The following is a 16,785-nucleotide window of genomic DNA, read 5'->3' on the forward strand; positions in this document are numbered from 1 at the left end:
TGAGCTCCCGGGCGCGGCGCCGTACAGCGGCTGACGGGTCGTCGGGGGTGGTTTCGTAGACTGCGGGGCATGCGCAGCAGGGAGTACGGGCCGGATCTGACCCCGCCGTGGAAGCGGCAGCAGCCCGCGCCGGAGGTGGCGGCGGAGCGGGATCTGGTGGTGGAGGAGGCCGCGACCGGGTTCTGCGGGGCGGTGGTGCGGTGCGAGCGGACCGCGGAGGGGTTCACCGTCACGCTGGAGGACCGGTTCGGCAAGCACCGGGTGTTTCCGCTGGTGCCGCGCGGGTTCCTGCTGGAGGGGCGGGTGGTGACGCTGGTCCGGCCGACCGGTCCGGCTGCGCAGCGCGGGCCGGGGCGGACGGCGTCCGGGTCGATCGCGGTGCCGGGTGCGCGCGCCCGGGTGGCCCGCGAGTCGCGGATCTACGTCGAGGGCCGCCACGACGCCGAACTGGTCGAGCGGGTCTGGGGCGACGACCTGCGGATCGAGGGCGTGGTGGTCGAGTACCTGGAGGGCGTGGACGACCTGCCCGCGATCGTCGCCGAGTTCGCCCCGGGCCCGGGGCGCCGGCTGGGCGTGCTGGTCGACCACCTGCTGCCGGGCACCAAGGAGCACCGGATCGCCGACCAGGTGACCGGCGACCACGTGCTGGTCGTCGGCCACCCGTACGTCGACGTCTGGCAGGCCGTCAAACCGGCCGGCCTGGGCTTCGCGGCGTGGCCCGAGGTGCCGCGCGGCGAGGTGTGGAAGGAGGGCGTCTGCCGCCGTCTCGGCTGGCCGGTGGACACCCCCGCCGCCTGGAAGCGGATCCTCGCCTCGGTCGACGGCTGGAAGGACCTGGAACCCGAACTGCTCGGCCGGGTCGAGGAGTTGATCGACTTCGTCACTCAGCCCGGCAGCGCCTGACGGCCGCTCAGGACGACGTCGCGGACGGCAGGACGGTCGGGGGCGGGGTCGGGGTCGCGTTCGGCGGGGCGGAGGGGTCGGACGGGTCGGCGGTGTTCCACGCGACGATCCGCGGCGCGGGCGCGCAGGCGGGCACGGCCTCCACCACGACGGCGCGGAAGGTGGTCACCACCCCGCCGCCGATCCGGGTCCGGCCCGCCGTCAGCAGCACCGTCGACCCGGGCGGGACGAGCTTGGGGTCGATCCGCACCATGCCCGGGCCGTCACCGGGCCGCACCCGGTCGGGCTGGGCTCGGGTGCCGTTCGGCTCCGGCAGTGTGCACTCCTCGGGCGTCCTGGCCTCCTCCAGGCCGGCCGCCCGCACCCCGTACCGCTGCAGGGTGGCGACCATGTCGGACAGCGCCGCCGGATCGCGCAGCTGCAGCGCGATGGTGCCGTCGGACTCCTGGGTGACGGCGTACGCGGCGTTCCCGCCGTGCTCGACGCCCAGCACCGCGGGCAGCACCAGCGCGGTGACGACGGCCGCCGCACCGACCGCGACGGCGGCCGTCAGCGGGCGGCGGCGCAGCACGCTCGGGCGCCCGGCGGGAGACGTGGCGGCGCCGCGTTCGGCGGCGAGGGCGAGCAGTTCCTCGCCGAGCTTCTGCTCGAAGTTGCTGGTGGACGGCGTGCGGCGGGTGCTGTTCACGGGGACACCTCGATCATCGGGTCGGCGGGGGTGCTCCGGCGGGGCATCAGCAGGGCGGCGCCGGGACGGGGCAGGTCCTTGCGGGCGGGCTGCCGTTCGGCGCCCAGCCGGCGGCGGGCCCGGTGCATGCGCACCCGGACGGTGGCCTGCGAGATGCCCAGCACCTGCGCGGTCTCGGCGGTGCTCAGACCGTCCATGACGACCAGGTCGAGGACCTCCCGCAGCGGGGCGCTGAGGCTCGCGTGCCGCTGCGCGAGGTCGCGGACGGCGCGCTGGGCGTCGATCCGCTCCTCCAGGGCGAGGATGTCCTCCTCGTCGAGCAGCCGGCGGCCGGACAGCCGGCCGATCGCCCGGCGCTCGCGGTGGTCGCCGCGCCGGTGCCCCGCGATGACGTACCGGGCGATGCCGTACAGCCAGCCGATCGCGGTGCCGCGCTCGGGCCGGTAGCTGCCGGCGGCCTCCAGCGCGGCGACGAAGATGTCCGCGGTGAGGTCGGCCGCCAGGTGTGGATCGCTGACCCGACGGGTGACGAAGTCGAGTATGGCGTTGACGTGTTGGCGGTAGAACGCGCCGAAGCCGTCCGGAGTGGTCAGCTCCGGTGGACGGTCCTCGGGGCGCGCCTCGTGGCGAGGGTGCTCACGGATGCGCATGCGTCCCTCCTCGGTCGGGGGACCCGGCGGGTCCCTTCACCGAGTACTTGGCCGCAGCCCCGCGGAGCGTTTCACGCCGGTCCGGTCCGCCGGTCGCCACGTTGACGCCCGACCGGCTCGTCCCGTCCCTTCCCCGACCCGCGTTCCGTCCCCGACCGGCGGCCCGGCTCAGTCGACCAGGTCGCGCACCACCGCGTCGGCCAGCAGCCGCCCGCGCAGGGTCAGCGCGGCCCGGCCGAGGGCGTACGGGCCGGGCTCCAGCAGGCCGTCGGCGAGGGCCCGGTCGGCGGCCTTGCGGCCGGTGTCGGTGAGCAGGTCGAGCGGGCAGCCCTCGATCAGGCGCAGCTCCAGCAGGATCCGCTCGACCCGGCGGTCCTCGCCGGCCAGCACCTCGCGGCCGAGCGCGGGCGTGCGGCCCTCGGCGAGCGCCTGCGCGTACGCGGCCGGGTGCTTGGCGTTCCACCAGCGGACCCCGCCGACGTGGCTGTGCGCGCCCGGGCCGGCGCCCCACCAGTCGGCGCCCGTCCAGTACAGCTCGTTGTGGCGGCAGCGGCCCTCCGGCGTGGTGGCCCAGTTGGAGACCTCGTACCAGGAGTACCCGGCGGCGGCGAGCGCCTGCTCGGCCATCAGGTAGCGGTCGGCGTGCACGTCGTCGTCGATCATCGGCAGCTCGCCGCGCCGGACCCGGGCGGCCAGCCGGGTGCCGTCCTCGACGATCAGCGAGTACGCGGAGACGTGGTCGGGGCGGGCTCCGATCGCGGCGTCCAGCGAGGCCTGCCAGTCCTGGTCGGACTCGCCGGGGGTGCCGTAGATCAGGTCCAGGTTGACGTGCTCGAAGCCGGCCGCGCGGGCCTCGGCGACGCACGCCTCCGGGCGGCCCGGGGTGTGGTGGCGGTCCAGGATCTTGAGCACGTGCGGGCGGGCGCTCTGCATGCCGAAGGAGATCCGGTTGTAGCCGCCCTCGCGCAGCTCGGCCAGGTAGGCCGGGTCCACGGACTCCGGGTTGGCCTCGGTGGTGACCTCCGCGCCCTCGGCCAGGCCGAACTCCTCGCGCAGCGCGGCCAGCATCCGCACCAGGTCACGGGCGGGCAGCAGGGTGGGGGTGCCGCCGCCGAGGAACACCGTCTGCACCGGCAGGTCCGCGTCGCCCAGCACCCGGCGGGCGAGGCGGATCTCGGCGATCACGTTGTCCGCGTAGGTGTCCTGCGAGGCGACCGTGCCCGAGGACCGCAGTTCGGTGGCGGTGTAGGTGTTGAAGTCGCAGTAGCCGCAGCGGCTGGCGCAGTACGGCACGTGCAGGTAGAAACCGAACGGCCGGGCGCCGAGTCCGTCCAGGGCGTGGGCGGGCAGCGAGCCGTCGGACGGCACCGGTTCGCCGTCGGGGAGTGCGGAGGGCATGTGCCCATTGTCCGGTACGGCCCGCGAAAGTCCGAAGGCCGTACCGGAACCGCGGGTGCTCAGGCCTCGTTGGCGCCCGCGTACATCGCGGTCACCCGGTCGGCGTAGGTCTTCTCCACCACCGGGCGCTTGATCTTCAGGCTGGGGGTGAGTTCGCCGTGCTCGATGTCCAGGTCGCGCGGGAGCAGGGTGAACTTCTTGATCGTCTGCCAGCGCTGCAGCTCGCCGTTGAGGCGCTTCACGTAGCCGTCGATCAGCTCCACGGTGGCCGGGTCCGCCACCACCTCGGCGTACGACTTCCCGGCCATGCCGTGCTCGGCGGCCCACGGCATGATCACCGGCTCGTCCAGGCCGATCAGCGCGGTGCAGTAGTTGCGGCCGTTGCCGATCACCAGGATGTTGCTGACGAACGGGCAGATCGCCTTGAACTTGCCCTCGACCTCGCTCGGCGCTACGTACTTGCCGCCGGAGGTCTTGAACATGTCCTTCTTGCGGTCGGTGATCCGCAGGTAGCCGCCCGCGCCGAGCTCGCCGACGTCTCCGGTGTGGAACCAGCCGTCCGGCTCCAGCACCTCTGCGGTCTGCTCGGGCAGCTCGTGGTAGCCGCGCATGACGCCCGGGCCGCGCAGCAGGATCTCGCCGTCCTCGGCGATCCGCACCTCGGTGCCGGGCAGCGGGATGCCGACGGTGCCGACCCGGAAGTCCTCCGCCCGGTTCACGGTGGAACCGGCCGAGGTCTCGGTCAGGCCGTAGCCCTCCAGCACCGGGACGCCCGCGCCCTTGAAGAAGTAGCCGATCTCCGGGGCGAGCGCCGCGCTGCCGGACACCGCGCCGCGCAGCCGGCCGCCGAACGCCGCCCGGATCTTGGTGTACACCAGCTTGTCGGCCAGCGCGTGCTTCAGCCGCAGGCCCAGCGGGGCGCTCTCGTGGCCGTGCGCGACCATGTTGGCCTGGATGGTCTGCGCGTAGTCGCGGGCCACCTGCGCCGCCCACATGAAGATCTTGTACTTGGCGCCGCCCTCGGCCCGGGCCTTGCCGGCGATACCGTTGTAGACCTTCTCGAAGATCCGCGGCGCGGACGCCATCAGGGTCGGACGGATCACCGGCAGGTTGTGGATGATCCGGTCCACCCGGCCGTCCACCGCCATCACGTGGCCGGTGGCGATCTGGCCGGAGATCAGCGTCTTGCCGAACACGTGCGACAGCGGCAGCCACATGAAGTGCACGTCGTCGGAGCGCAGCAGCCCGCTCGCCTCCTGCGCGACGCCCTCGTACGACCAGCAGTCGTGCACCAGGCGCACGCCCTTGGGGCGGCCGGTGGTGCCGGAGGTGTAGATCAGGGTGGCCAGCTGCTCCTTGTCGAGCGAGTCGATCGCCTTGTCGACGGCGTCCGGGTTCTCGCCCAGGTACGCGGCGCCGCGCTGCTCCAGCTCGGCCAGCGTCAGCACGGTCAGGCCGTCGGTCGACGGTGCGTCCTCGCCCGCCGCGTCGAACAGGATCACGTACTCCAGCGCGGGCAGCTCGGCCTTCTGCTCGACGGCCTTGCGCAGCTGGCCCGCGTTCTCGGCGAACAGCGCGCGACTGCCGGAGTTGGCCAGGATGAACGCCGTCTCGTCGGCGTTGGTGCTCGGGTAGACCGTGGTGGTGGCCGCGCCGGCGCACATGTTGCCCAGGTCGGCGAGGATCCACTCGATCCGGGTGGCGGACGCGATCGCGACCCGGTCCTCGGCCCGGATGCCCAGCGCCATCAGGCCCGCCGCGACCGCGCGGATCCGCTCGCCGGCCTGGGCCCAGGTCAGCGACCGCCACTGCTCCGCGCCGGGCGCACTGTCCGCAGCCTGCTCGTCCACCGGGACCGGGTACCGGTAGGCCTCACCGTTCGGGGTGGCCTTTACCCTGCTGAGCAGAAGATGCGCCACAGAGGGCGGACGCCGCTCGATCATGGACTGCGCGGAACTCAACGAGGACCTCCGGGGGCGGGTGGACCGAGAGTGGGTGAGCGACGGCCGTGGGGGCGCGGCCGGCAACCGACTTAACCGGTGAGTAACAAGAGGGCAATCAGCAGCCTAGGGGGTGAAAAGCCGTTCCGTAAGGGGGTTACGTGAGCTGGCACACTCACGGGGCGGCAGTGCAGGCAGAGTGGACACCCGAAGTACAGGCCCGGTCCACGGGTGAAGCTTTTTCACAGGTACCCGAATTTGGGATGCGTGCGTCCCCCTCGAAGACGAGAGTGGCACGGTGCTTTTCAGACTTCTACGGGCCCACCTCGGCCCCTACTCCCGCGACGTCACAGTGCTGGTGCTCCTCCAGCTGATCTCCACCATCGGCATGCTGTACCTGCCGACGCTGAACGCCGACATCATCGACAGCGGCGTCCTCAAGGGCGACACCGGCTACATCCTGCGGGTCGGCGGCGTGATGGTCGGCGTCTCGCTCGCCCAGGCCGTCTGCTCGATCGGCGCGGTGTACTACGGCGCCCGCACCGCCATGGCCGTCGGCCGCGACCTGCGCGCCGGGGTGTTCTCCCGGGTGCAGGAGTTCTCCGCCCGCGAGCTCAACCAGTTCGGTGCGCCCTCGCTGATCACCCGCACCACCAACGACGTCCAGCAGGTCCAGATGCTGGCGATGATGACCTTCACGCTGATGGTCGCCGCGCCGATCATGTGCGTCGGCGGCATCGTGATGGCGCTCAACCAGGACGTGCCGCTGTCCGGCCTGCTGCTGGCCGTGGTGCCCGCGCTGGGCGCCGTCGTCACCGTGCTGGTCGGCAAGATGCGGCCGCAGTTCCGCGGCATGCAGACCCGCATCGACTCGGTCAACCGGATCATGCGCGAGCAGATCACCGGCATCCGGGTCATCCGCGCCTTCGTCAAGGACGACCACGAGAAGCAGCGCTTCACCGGCGCCAACGGCGAACTCGCCGACTACTCGCTGCGCGTCGGCCGACTGATGTCGCTGATGTTCCCGATTGTCATGGGCGTGGTGAACATCTCCAGCGTCGCCGTGTTCTGGTTCGGCGCGCACCGCATCGACAGCGGCGGCATGCAGATCGGTGCACTCACTGCTTTCCTCTCCTATCTGATGCAGATTCTGATGAGCGTCATGATGGCCACCTTCATGTTCATGATGGTGCCGCGCGCCGAGGTCTGCGCCGAGCGCATCCAGGAGGTCCTGAACACCTCCTCCAGCGTCGTCCCGCCGCTCTCGCCCGTCACCGAACTGCGCACCCACGGAACGCTGGAGCTGCGCGGCGTCGACTTCCGCTACCCCGGCGCCGAGGTGCCCGTGCTGCGCGGCATCGACCTGACTGCCCGGCCCGGCGAGACCACCGCCGTCATCGGCTCCACCGGCTCCGGCAAGACCACCCTGCTCGGCCTCGTCCCCCGGCTCTTCGACGCCACTGGCGGCGAGGTGCTGGTCAACGGCGTCAACGTCCGGGAACTCGACCCGCAGAAGCTCTCCGAGGTCATCGGCCTCGTCCCGCAGAAGCCCTACCTGTTCTCCGGCACGGTCGCCTCCAACCTGCGCTACGGCAAGCCCGAGGCCACCGACGAGGAACTCTGGCACGCCCTGGAGATCGCCCAGGCCAAGGACTTCGTCGAGAAGTTCCCCGAGGGCCTGGACGCCCCGATCGCGCAGGGCGGCACCAACGTCTCCGGCGGCCAGCGCCAGCGCCTGGCGATCGCCCGGGCCCTGGTCCGCAAGCCGGAGATCTACCTGTTCGACGACTCCTTCTCGGCCCTCGACTACGCCACCGACGCCCGACTGCGCGCCGCGCTCGCGGACGAGACCGGGGACGCCACCGTGGTGATCGTCGCCCAGCGCGTCTCCACCATCCGCGACGCCGACCGGATCATCGTCCTCGACGAGGGCGCCGTCGTCGGCACCGGTACCCACCAGGAGCTGATGGCCGACAACCCGACGTACCGGGAGATCGTGCTCTCCCAGCTCACCGAGCAGGAGGCGGCGGCGTGACCACCCCCGACAGCCCTGACGTGACCGACCCCGACGTCACCGTGCCCGCCGCGACCGGAGCCGCTGCCACCGGGCCCGGCACGACCGCATCTGCCGCAGGCGGATCCACCGCGACCGGTGTGACCGCTCCCGACCTGGCCAAGGCCCAAACGGCCGGGTCGAAGGCAGGAACGGCCGGGTCGAAGCCCGGCAAGGCCGACCTCGGCAAGGCTGCCGCCGGGGAGGGCGACAAGGAGCAGGACGCTGCCTCGACCTCGCAGGAGGCGGCCGCCCGCCGCGGTGGGCCCGGACCCGCGCGGTTCATGGGCGCCCAGGGCACCGAGAAGGCCAAGAACCTCGGCGGCTCCGCGAAGCGCCTGCTCGGCCTGCTCAAGCCGGAGCGCAAGCTGCTGTTCACCGTGCTCGGATTCGGCGTGCTCTCCGTCGGCTGCGCGGTGGTCGGCCCCCGGGTGCTCGGCAAGGCGACCGACCTGATCGTCGCCGGAGCCACCGGGCCGCGCTTCGCCGGAGCCCCGAGCAAGCAGGCCGTGCTCGACGGCCTGCGCGCAAGGGGCGAGGGCAGCATCGCCGACCTGCTCGCCTCGATCGACTTCACCCCCGGCCGGGGCATGGACTTCGGCGCCATCGGCACCATCCTTCTCTGGGTTCTGGGCATCTACCTGGCCGCCGTGGTGTTCGGTGTGGTCCAGGGCCGGCTGTCCGCGTTGGCGATCAACCGCGCGGTGTTCCGACTCCGCGAGGAAGTCGAGGCGAAGCTGGCCCGGCTGCCGCTCAGCTACTTCGACCGCCAGCCGCGCGGCGAGGTGCTGAGCCGGGTCACCAACGACATCGACAACATCAACCAGTCGATGCAGCAGACCATGGGCCAGGTCATCAACTCCCTGCTGACCATCGTCGGCGTGCTGGCGATGATGTTCTGGATCTCCCCGCTGCTGGCCCTGATAGCGCTGATCTCCGTCCCGGTCTCGGTGGTGGTCGCCGCCAAGGTCGGCAAGCGGGCCCAGCCTCAGTTCATCAAGCAGTGGGGCTCCACCGGCAAGCTGAACGCCCACATCGAGGAGATGTTCACCGGGCACAGCCTGGTGAAGGTCTTCGGCCGCCAGAAGGAGGCCAAGGAGCTCTTCCAGCAGGAGAACCAGGCACTCTACGAAGCCTCCTTCCGTGCGCAGTTCATCTCGGGCATCATCCAGCCCGCGATGATGCTGGTCGGCAACATCAACTACGTGCTGGTCGCGGTGGTCGGCGGCCTGCGGGTGGCCAGCGGCGCGCTGTCCATCGGTGACGTCCAGGCGTTCATCCAGTACTCCCGTCAGTTCAGCCAGCCGCTCAGCCAGGTCGCCTCGATGGCCAACCTGGTGCAGTCCGGTGTCGCCTCGGCCGAGCGGGTCTTCGAACTGCTCGACGCCGACGAGCAGTCCCCCGAGCCGCAGCACCCGCAGCGCCCCGCCGAGGTGCACGGCCGCGTCGCCTTCGAGGACGTCGCCTTCCGCTACGACCCGGAGAAGCCGCTCATCGAGGACCTGTCGCTGAAGGTCGAACCCGGCCACACCGTGGCCATCGTCGGACCGACCGGCGCCGGCAAGACCACCATGGTCAACCTCCTGATGCGTTTCTACGAGGTGAGCAGCGGCCGGATCACCCTCGACGGCGTGGACATCGCCGCGATGTCCCGCGAGGAGCTGCGCTCCGGCATCGGCATGGTGCTCCAGGACACCTGGCTGTTCGGCGGCACCATCGCCGAGAACATCGCCTACGGCGCCGAATCCGCCACCCGCGAGCAGGTGATCGCGGCGGCGAAGGCCGCGCACGTGGACCGTTTCGTGCGCACCCTCCCCGACGGCTACGACACCGTCCTGGACGACGAGGGCACCGGCGTCAGCGCGGGCGAGAAGCAGCTGATCACCATCGCCCGGGCCTTCCTCGCCCAGCCCTCGATCCTGGTGCTGGACGAGGCGACCAGCTCCGTCGACACCCGCACCGAGGTGCTGATCCAGCGGGCGATGGCGGAGCTGCGCACCGGCCGCACCTCCTTCGTGATCGCCCACCGTCTCTCCACCATCCGGGATGCCGACGTGATCCTGGTGATGGAGAACGGTTCGATCGTGGAGCAGGGCAACCACGACGAGCTGATCGCTGCCGACGGCGCCTACGCCCGGCTGTACCAGGCGCAGTTCGCTCAGGCGGTGGCCGAGGTCGACTGACGCAGCGTCAGCGCGCTACCCGGCCGACCGGCTCGACCGGTCCGCCGCCCTGGGGGAGGTCCGCACCGCGGGCCTCCCCCTCGCGTATCGCGGCGAGGGCGAGGGCCGGGACGGGGGCGGCGGGGACGGCGGTGGCGGTGGGAGCGGCCGGGGTGGCCGCAGTCGGGGCAGCTGGGGCGGATGCCGTCGAGGTGGTGGCGGTCGGGCCGGTAGAAGTGCTGCCCGAGGTGGCGACCACGGTGGTGGTGGGTCGACCCGCTGACCGCTGGCCGAGCAGGGTGGAGCCCAGGGCGAGGGCCATGCCCAGCAGCTGCACCGCGTTGAGGGACTGGCCGAGGGCGGCCCAGCCGATCACTGCCGCCGACACCGGGCTGAGCAGGCCCAGGAAGGCGACCGACGTGGCGGGCAGGCGACCGATGCCACGGAACCAGACCCAGTACGCCAGCGCGGTGTTGGCCACCGCGAGGTAACCGTACCCGAGCAGGTTGGTGCCGCTGAGCGCCGGCGGGGCGCCCTCGACCAGGGCGGCGACCGGGAGCAGCAGCAGACCGCCGGCGGTGAGCTGCCAGCCCGTCAGAGCGAGCGGGCCGACACCCTCCGGGCGGCCCCAGCGCTTGGTGAGCACCGTGCCGGCGGCCATCGCCCCGGCTCCGGCGAGGCCGGCCAGCACGCCGATGGCGTCCAGCCGGGCGGTGGCGCGCAGCACCACCAGGGCCACGCCGAACACGCCGACGGTGCCGGCCAGCAGGGCCCGCCGCCGGAACCGCTCCCCCAGCAGCGGCACGGCCAGCCCGGCGGCCAGCAGCGGCTGTATCGCGCCGAGGACGGCGGCCACTCCGCCGGGCAGGCGGTAGGCGGCGACGAAGAGCAGGGCGAAGAAGACGCCGATGTTGAGCGTGCCCAGCACCGCCGAGCGCCACCACCAGGAGCCGCTGGGCAGTCGTCGAGTGACGGCCAGCAGCACCAGGCCGGCAGGCAGGGCACGCAGAGTCGCAGTGAGCAACGGCCGGTCTGCGGGGAGCAGTTCGGTCGTCACGGCATAGGTGGAGCCCCACGCGAGCGGGGCGAGCGCGGTGAGAGCTACGGTTCGCATGGGAGATAGCTTAGCGCCAAGCTACTTGCTGTCGAGTCAATTAACGAAAGAAATCTCGGCGCTCACCCACTCACTCCCGAGCAGCCCTGTGCCAGACTGGCTGAATGGACCGAGTGGACCTTCGCAGCACTGCGCACGACCCCGTGGACGCGATCGCCGACCAGTGGCGGCACGAGCGCCCCGACCTCGCCGACCGGACGGAGGCCATGGCCGCGTTCGGCCGGGTGCACCGGGTCTCCCGCGCGGTCAGCGACCTGATGGAGCAGGCGTACGCGCCGTTCGGCATCGGCAACGGCGAGTTCGACGTGCTGGCCACGCTGCGCCGCTCCGGGGAGCCGTTCTCGCTGTCGCCGCGCGAGCTGACCGCCACCCTGATGCTCACCACCGGCGGGATGACCGGCCGGCTGGACAAGCTGGAGCGGGCCGGCCTGGTCACCCGCTCCCCCGACCCGAACGACCGGCGCGGTCTGCGGATCACCCTCACCGACCTCGGCCGGGAGACGGTCGACCGGGCGGTGGCGGCGGGCACCGCCGTCCAGCAGCGGATCATCGACCGGCTGGGCGAGCAGCGGCTGTCCGAGCTGAACACGCTGCTCCGGGATCTGCTGCACAGCGTGGAGAGCACCTCGCGTCCGACGCCGTCCCGCTTCTGACCGTCCCGGCAGCCGCGCGGCCGCCGACGGTCGCGCGGCTGCCGCACCCCTGACGCCGGATCAGCACCCCGTGCTGCTCCGGCGGTTCGGCGCGCTACCGTTGGCGAATGCCCGATCCGACCGCGGTCGACTCCGCGCCGTCCACCCCCGTGGACGCCTTCCAGGCCGAGCGCCGCTACCTGGCCGCGGTGGCCTACCGCCTGCTGGGCTCGGTCGCCGACGCCGAGGACGTGCTGCAGGAGGCCTGGCTGCGCTGGCAGTCGGCCGACCGCTCGAACATCGCCGAGCCACGCGCCTACCTGACCACGGTGGTGACCAGGCTCTGCTACGACCAGTTGGGTTCGGCCCGGGCCCGCCGGGAGGCGTACTTCGGCGAGTGGCTGCCGGAGCCGCTGCTGAGTGCCGAGGAGTCCCCCGCCGAGCTGGCCGAGGTCGGCGAGGCGGTGTCGGTGGCAATGCTGGCGGTGATGGAGCAACTGAGCCCTGCGGAGCGGGCGGCGTTCGTGCTGCACGACGTGTTCGCGGTGGGCTTCGAGGAGATCGCCTCGGCGTTGGACCGCTCGCCCGAGGCCACCCGTCAGCTCGCCTCGCGGGCCCGCCGCCGGGTGCGGGACGGCGGTCGGCGCAGCACCGTCGACCCGGCCGAGCACCGCCAGGTCGTGACGGCGTTCATCGCCGCGGCGACCGGCGGCGATCTGATGACGCTGATGGAGGTGCTCGACCCCGAGGTCGTCTGGCACGCCGACGGTGGCGGCATCGTCAGCGCGGGCCGCCGCCCGCTGTTCGGCGCGATCCACGTCGGCCGGCTGGTGCGCAAGCTGTCCGAGCGCTCGCTGGATGCGCAGCGCCCGCTGGTGCCGATGCTGGTCAACGGCGAGCTGGGCGCGGTCTGGTACGCCGAACCGGGTGTGGTCAGCGGCGTACTGGCGTTCACCGTCGCGGACGGCCGGATCACCTCCGCGTACGTGATGGTCAACCCGGAGAAGCTCACCCACCTCTCGGAGTCGTGACGCAGCTCACGGTCACACTTCTGCGGGCCGCTCCGTCCCCCTTCCGTATCCGCCACCCGGCGGGGTCCGTGAAGGAGGACGAGATGACCGGCAAGCACATCGTGGTGATCGGCGCGGGCTACGCGGGACTGTCCGCCGCCGCAGGGATCGGCCGCGGGCCGAACCAGGTCACCCTGATCGCCCCGGAGCGGCGCTTCGCGCACCGGGTGCGCCAGCACGAGATCGCCGTCGGCCGCCGGGTCTCCCGGCCCGAGGTCTCCCATGTGCTGCGCGGCCGCAAGGTCACCCACCTGGCCACTCGGGTCGTCGAACTCGACCTGGCCGGGCGGAAGGTGGTCACCGAGGACGGCAAGCGGATCGCCTACGACACCCTGGTCTACGCGCTCGGCAGCCGGATCGCCTGGAGCGGCGTGCCCGGCGCCGCCGAGCACGCGTACTCGGCGGAGAACGCCGAGGAACTGCACCGCCGGATCACCGGCGCGCCGGCGCCCGGAACGATCGCGGTGGTCGGCGGCGGCGCGACCGGCATCGAACTGGCCACCGAACTCGCCGAGGCGCACCCCGACTGGCAGGTCCGGCTGGTGGCGTCCGGCCCGGTCGGCGGCTGGCTGTCGCAGCGCGGCCGGGCGCACGTCCTGTCGGTGCTCGACCGGCTCGGTGTCCGGGTGGACGAAGCGCACCAGGTCACCGCCGTCACCACTGCCGGGCTGGAGACCGCGGCCGGCCCGGTCCCGGCCGACGTGGTGGTGTGGGCCGGCTCGCTGGAGCCGCACCCGCTGGCCGCCGCATCCGGCCTGGCCGTCACCGACTGCGGCCAGGCCGTGGTGGACGACCGCCTGCGTTCGGTGTCGCACCCCGACGTGTACGTGGCCGGGGACGCCGCCTCCGTCGATCTTCCCGGCGTCGGACACTTGCGGATGGCCTGCGCCACCGCCCAGCCGCAAGGCCGCTACCTGGGCAAGCTGCTCACCGGACGCACCGACAAGCCGTTCGCGTTCCGCTACCTCACCCAGTGCCTGAGCCTGGGCCGCGGCGAGGCGCTGGTGCAGCTGATCCACGGCGACGACTCGATGAAGCCCCGGGTGGTGACCGGGGCGGCCGGGCGGCTGGTCAAGTCGGTCATCGTCCACGTCCTGCCGCTGTCCCTGCGCTGACCGTCCGTCCTGATCGGCGAGTCGCCCTGCCGGCATCGACGTCGACGGCATCAGGGTGGCCGGCGGCGCCGAGTCAGCGTCGGGAAACGGCGACGGGCCGGGGCCCCCGTGCGGGGACCCCGGCCCGTATGGCCGACCGTAGGAGCTACTTCTTCTCCTTCGGCGGCTCCGCGTCCGTCGACAGCGCGGCGATGAAGGCCTCCTGAGGGACCTCCACCCGGCCGACCATCTTCATCCGCTTCTTGCCCTCCTTCTGCTTCTCCAGCAGCTTGCGCTTGCGCGAGATGTCACCGCCGTAGCACTTGGCGAGAACGTCCTTGCGGATCGCGCGGACCGTCTCACGGGCGATCACCCGGGAACCGATCGCGGCCTGGATCGGCACCTCGAACTGCTGGCGCGGGATCAGCTTCTGCAGCTTGCCGGCCATCATCACGCCGTAGTTGTAGGCCTTGTCCTTGTGCACGATCGCGGAGAACGCGTCCACCGCGTCGCCGTGCAGCAGGATGTCGACCTTGACCAGGTTGGCGGACTGCTCGCCGATGGGCTCGTAGTCCAGCGAGGCGTAGCCGCGGGTCTTGGACTTCAACTGGTCGAAGAAGTCGAAGACGATCTCGGCCAGCGGCAGGGTGTAGCGCAGCTCCACCCGGTCCTCGGAGAGGTAGTCCATGCCCTGCAGGTTGCCGCGGCGGGCCTGGCAGAGCTCCATGATCGCGCCGACGAACTCGTTGGGCGCCAGGATGGTGCCGCGCACGACCGGCTCGTACACCTCGGCGATCTTGCCGGTGGGGAACTCGCTCGGGTTGGTGACGGTGTGCTCGGTGCCATCCTCCATGATCACCCGGTAGATCACGTTCGGGGCGGTGGAAATCAGGTCGAGGTTGAACTCGCGCTCCAGGCGCTCCCGGATGATCTCCAGGTGCAGCAGGCCGAGGAAGCCGCAGCGGTAGCCGAAGCCGAGGGCGACCGAGGTCTCCGGCTCGTAGGCCAGTGCGGCGTCGTTCAGGCGCAGCTTGTCGAGGGCGTCGCGGAGCAGCGGGTAGTCCGAGCCGTCCAGCGGGTACAGGCCGGAGAACACCATCGGGCGCGGGTCCTTGTAGCCGCCGAGCGGCTTGGTGGCGCCCTTGTGCTGCGAGGTGATGGTGTCACCGACCTTGGACTGCCGGACGTCCTTCACACCGGTGATGATGTAGCCCACCTCGCCGACGCCGAGGCCGTCGGCGACCTTCGGCTCCGGCGAGATGACGCCGATCTCCAGCAACTCGTGGGTCGCGCCGGTGGACATCATGGCGATCCGCTCACGCTTGGTGAGCTGGCCGTCGACCACTCGCACGTAGGTGACCACGCCGCGGTAGGCGTCGTACACCGAGTCGAAGATCATCGCGCGGGCCGGGGCGTCCTTGACGCCGACCGGGGCCGGGATCTTCTCGACCACGTGGTCGAGCAGGTCCTCGACGCCGAGGCCGGTCTTCGCGGAGACCTTCAGCACGTCGCCCGGGTCGCAGCCGATGATGTGCGCGATCTCCGCCGCGTACTTCTCGGGCTGGGCGGCCGGCAGGTCGATCTTGTTGAGCACCGGGATGATGGTGAGGTCGTTCTCCAGCGCCAGGTACAGGTTGGCGAGGGTCTGCGCCTCGATGCCCTGGGCCGCGTCGACCACCAGGATGGTTCCCTCGCAGGCCGCGAGAGAGCGGGACACCTCGTACGTGAAGTCCACGTGGCCGGGGGTGTCGATCATGTTGAGGATGTGCGTCTTGCCCGCGTTCTCACCGGTCCGCGGCGCCCACGGAAGGCGGACTGCCTGCGACTTGATGGTGATGCCGCGCTCGCGCTCGATGTCCATCCGGTCGAGGTACTGGGCGCGCATCTGCCGGGGGTCCACCACGCCGGTGATCTGCAGCATCCGGTCGGCGAGCGTCGACTTGCCGTGGTCGATGTGGGCGATGATGCAGAAGTTGCGAATCACCGCCGGGTCAGTACGGCTGGGCTCTGGCACGTTGCTGGGGGTCGCGGGCACCTTGGTCCGATTTCTGATCCGATCAATATGGTTCCGCCCATCCTCCCATGCCCGAGGCCCGACCGGTCTTTCCGCCCGGGCGGGCATGCGGCAGGATCCCCACATGATCTTGGAAAGCGCCCTGCTCGACGTCCGCCCCGGCCAGGAGGACGACTTCCTCGCCGCCTTCGCCGAGGCCCGGCAGCTGATCGCCGCCCAGCGGGGCTTCCGCTCCCTCGAACTGCGCCGCTGCCTGGACGAGGGCAGCACCTCGCGCTTCCTGTTGCAGGTCGAGTGGGAGACCCTGGAGGACCACACCGAGGGCTTCCGCCGCTCCCCCGAGTACGGGCGCTGGCGCGAGCTGCTGCACCACTACTACGACCCGTTCCCGACGGTCGAGCACTACGGCGAACCGCTGATCTCCGCCTGACGCACTCCGGCCGCCCGTGACCCGGCCGGTCCGGTTTGGGCGGTGCGGGGCGGCCCTGGTAGCGTGGGCCGCTGCACTCCGCCCTCGGCATGCCCTCTCAGCAGGTCCGACGGCGGGCGGTGCAACCCGTTGAACTGCCGATTCACACAGACTGAGGCTCTTTCGTGGCGAACATCAAGTCCCAGATCAAGCGCAACAAGACCAACGAGAAGGCGCGCCTGCGCAACAAGGCCGTCAAGTCCTCGCTGAAGACCGCTCTGCGCAAGGCCCGCGAGGCCGCTGCCGCCGGTGAGAACGAGAAGGCCACCGAGCTGGCTCGCGCCGCCTCCAAGGCTCTCGACAAGGCCGTCAGCAAGGGCATCATCCACAAGAACCAGGCCGCCAACAAGAAGTCGGCGATCACCAAGCGCGTCAACACCGCTGCCTGATCCTGGTCCTTCCCGTACGGCCCGGCCGTACGACCCGGTGCTCCGGCACCACCTCGGACGGCGTGAATCAGCGGCCCTCTACCCGCCACCGCCGACCGTCCGCTCCCGGGAATCCGGCCCTCTATCCGGATTTCCGATGAGCTGTACGACCCGTACCGCACGCGGCCTGCGTTCGCCACGCGGGTGCGGTACCCGATGAACCACGGGAA

The 16,785-nt window shown here is 71.5% G+C and carries 14 protein-coding genes; 8 read left to right on the forward strand and 6 right to left on the reverse strand.

The genetic code is table 11. From position 1 onward, the window contains the following. The first annotated feature begins 69 nt into the window (after positions 1 to 69). Positions 70 to 903, forward strand: a complete 834-nt coding sequence (locus IEZ12_RS01940; RefSeq protein ID WP_189270432.1) for a DUF3097 domain-containing protein — start codon at positions 70 to 72, stop codon at positions 901 to 903. A 7-nt stretch (positions 904 to 910) separates the two neighbouring features. Here the strand turns inward: IEZ12_RS01940 and IEZ12_RS01945 are convergent, their stop codons facing one another. From IEZ12_RS01945 to IEZ12_RS01960, 4 genes are all read right to left on the reverse strand, one after another. Further along, on the reverse strand, positions 911 to 1,591 hold the full coding sequence (locus IEZ12_RS01945) for a hypothetical protein (protein ID WP_189270433.1): 681 nt from the start codon (positions 1,589 to 1,591) through the stop codon (positions 911 to 913). Beyond that, positions 1,588 to 2,241, reverse strand: coding sequence for an RNA polymerase sigma factor (locus tag IEZ12_RS01950; protein WP_189270434.1), 654 nt, complete (start codon positions 2,239 to 2,241; stop codon positions 1,588 to 1,590). The genes IEZ12_RS01945 and IEZ12_RS01950 overlap by 4 nt, the downstream gene beginning before the upstream one ends. Before the next feature lie 168 nt (positions 2,242 to 2,409). Next, positions 2,410 to 3,639: a radical SAM family heme chaperone HemW gene (gene hemW / locus IEZ12_RS01955; RefSeq protein WP_189270435.1), complete on the reverse strand. Its 1,230-nt coding sequence runs from the start codon at positions 3,637 to 3,639 to the stop codon at positions 2,410 to 2,412. Positions 3,640 to 3,698: 59 nt separating this feature from the next. Beyond that, positions 3,699 to 5,600, reverse strand: a complete 1,902-nt coding sequence (locus IEZ12_RS01960; RefSeq protein WP_189270436.1) for an AMP-dependent synthetase/ligase — start codon at positions 5,598 to 5,600, stop codon at positions 3,699 to 3,701. A gap of 277 nt (positions 5,601 to 5,877) precedes the next feature. Between IEZ12_RS01960 and IEZ12_RS01965 the strand changes: the two genes are divergently transcribed. Then, positions 5,878 to 7,614 carry an ABC transporter ATP-binding protein gene (locus IEZ12_RS01965; protein WP_189270437.1) on the forward strand — a complete coding sequence of 579 codons (1,737 nt, stop codon included), beginning with the start codon at positions 5,878 to 5,880 and terminating at the stop codon, positions 7,612 to 7,614. 302 nt (positions 7,615 to 7,916) lie between these two features. Next, positions 7,917 to 9,815, forward strand: coding sequence for an ABC transporter ATP-binding protein (locus IEZ12_RS01970; protein ID WP_189270528.1), 1,899 nt, complete (start codon positions 7,917 to 7,919; stop codon positions 9,813 to 9,815). A 7-nt stretch (positions 9,816 to 9,822) separates the two neighbouring features. Here the strand turns inward: IEZ12_RS01970 and IEZ12_RS01975 are convergent, their stop codons facing one another. Further along, positions 9,823 to 10,908: an EamA family transporter gene (locus IEZ12_RS01975; protein ID WP_189270438.1), complete on the reverse strand. Its 1,086-nt coding sequence runs from the start codon at positions 10,906 to 10,908 to the stop codon at positions 9,823 to 9,825. Between the two features lie 104 nt (positions 10,909 to 11,012). On the opposite strand from IEZ12_RS01975, the gene IEZ12_RS01980 reads away from it, so the two are divergent. From IEZ12_RS01980 to IEZ12_RS01990, 3 genes are all read left to right on the forward strand, one after another. Then, positions 11,013 to 11,561, forward strand: a complete 549-nt coding sequence (locus IEZ12_RS01980; RefSeq protein WP_189270439.1) for a MarR family winged helix-turn-helix transcriptional regulator — start codon at positions 11,013 to 11,015, stop codon at positions 11,559 to 11,561. A 107-nt stretch (positions 11,562 to 11,668) separates the two neighbouring features. Continuing rightward, positions 11,669 to 12,571, forward strand: a complete 903-nt coding sequence (gene sigJ / locus IEZ12_RS01985; protein ID WP_189270440.1) for an RNA polymerase sigma factor SigJ — start codon at positions 11,669 to 11,671, stop codon at positions 12,569 to 12,571. A gap of 83 nt (positions 12,572 to 12,654) precedes the next feature. After that, a complete protein-coding gene (locus tag IEZ12_RS01990) occupies positions 12,655 to 13,725 on the forward strand; it encodes an NAD(P)/FAD-dependent oxidoreductase (protein WP_229847148.1) in 1,071 nt (356 codons plus the stop codon). Positions 13,726 to 13,870: 145 nt separating this feature from the next. On the opposite strand, the gene lepA is transcribed toward IEZ12_RS01990, so the two are convergent. Further along, positions 13,871 to 15,739, reverse strand: a complete 1,869-nt coding sequence (gene lepA, locus IEZ12_RS01995) for a translation elongation factor 4 (RefSeq protein WP_189270441.1) — start codon at positions 15,737 to 15,739, stop codon at positions 13,871 to 13,873. A 103-nt stretch (positions 15,740 to 15,842) separates the two neighbouring features. On the opposite strand from lepA, the gene IEZ12_RS02000 reads away from it, so the two are divergent. Both IEZ12_RS02000 and rpsT read left to right on the forward strand, forming a co-directional pair. Then, positions 15,843 to 16,148 (forward strand): antibiotic biosynthesis monooxygenase family protein, encoded by a 306-nt coding sequence (locus tag IEZ12_RS02000; protein WP_189270442.1) that lies wholly within the window; start codon positions 15,843 to 15,845, stop codon positions 16,146 to 16,148. 164 nt (positions 16,149 to 16,312) lie between these two features. After that, complete coding sequence (gene rpsT / locus IEZ12_RS02005) at positions 16,313 to 16,576, forward strand: 30S ribosomal protein S20 (RefSeq protein WP_100585710.1); 264 nt, start codon at positions 16,313 to 16,315, stop codon at positions 16,574 to 16,576. Positions 16,577 to 16,785: the final 209 nt, after the last annotated feature.

This window comes from Kitasatospora griseola (assembly GCF_014648555.1).
Taxonomy (GTDB): Bacteria; Actinomycetota; Actinomycetes; order Streptomycetales; family Streptomycetaceae; genus Kitasatospora; species Kitasatospora griseola.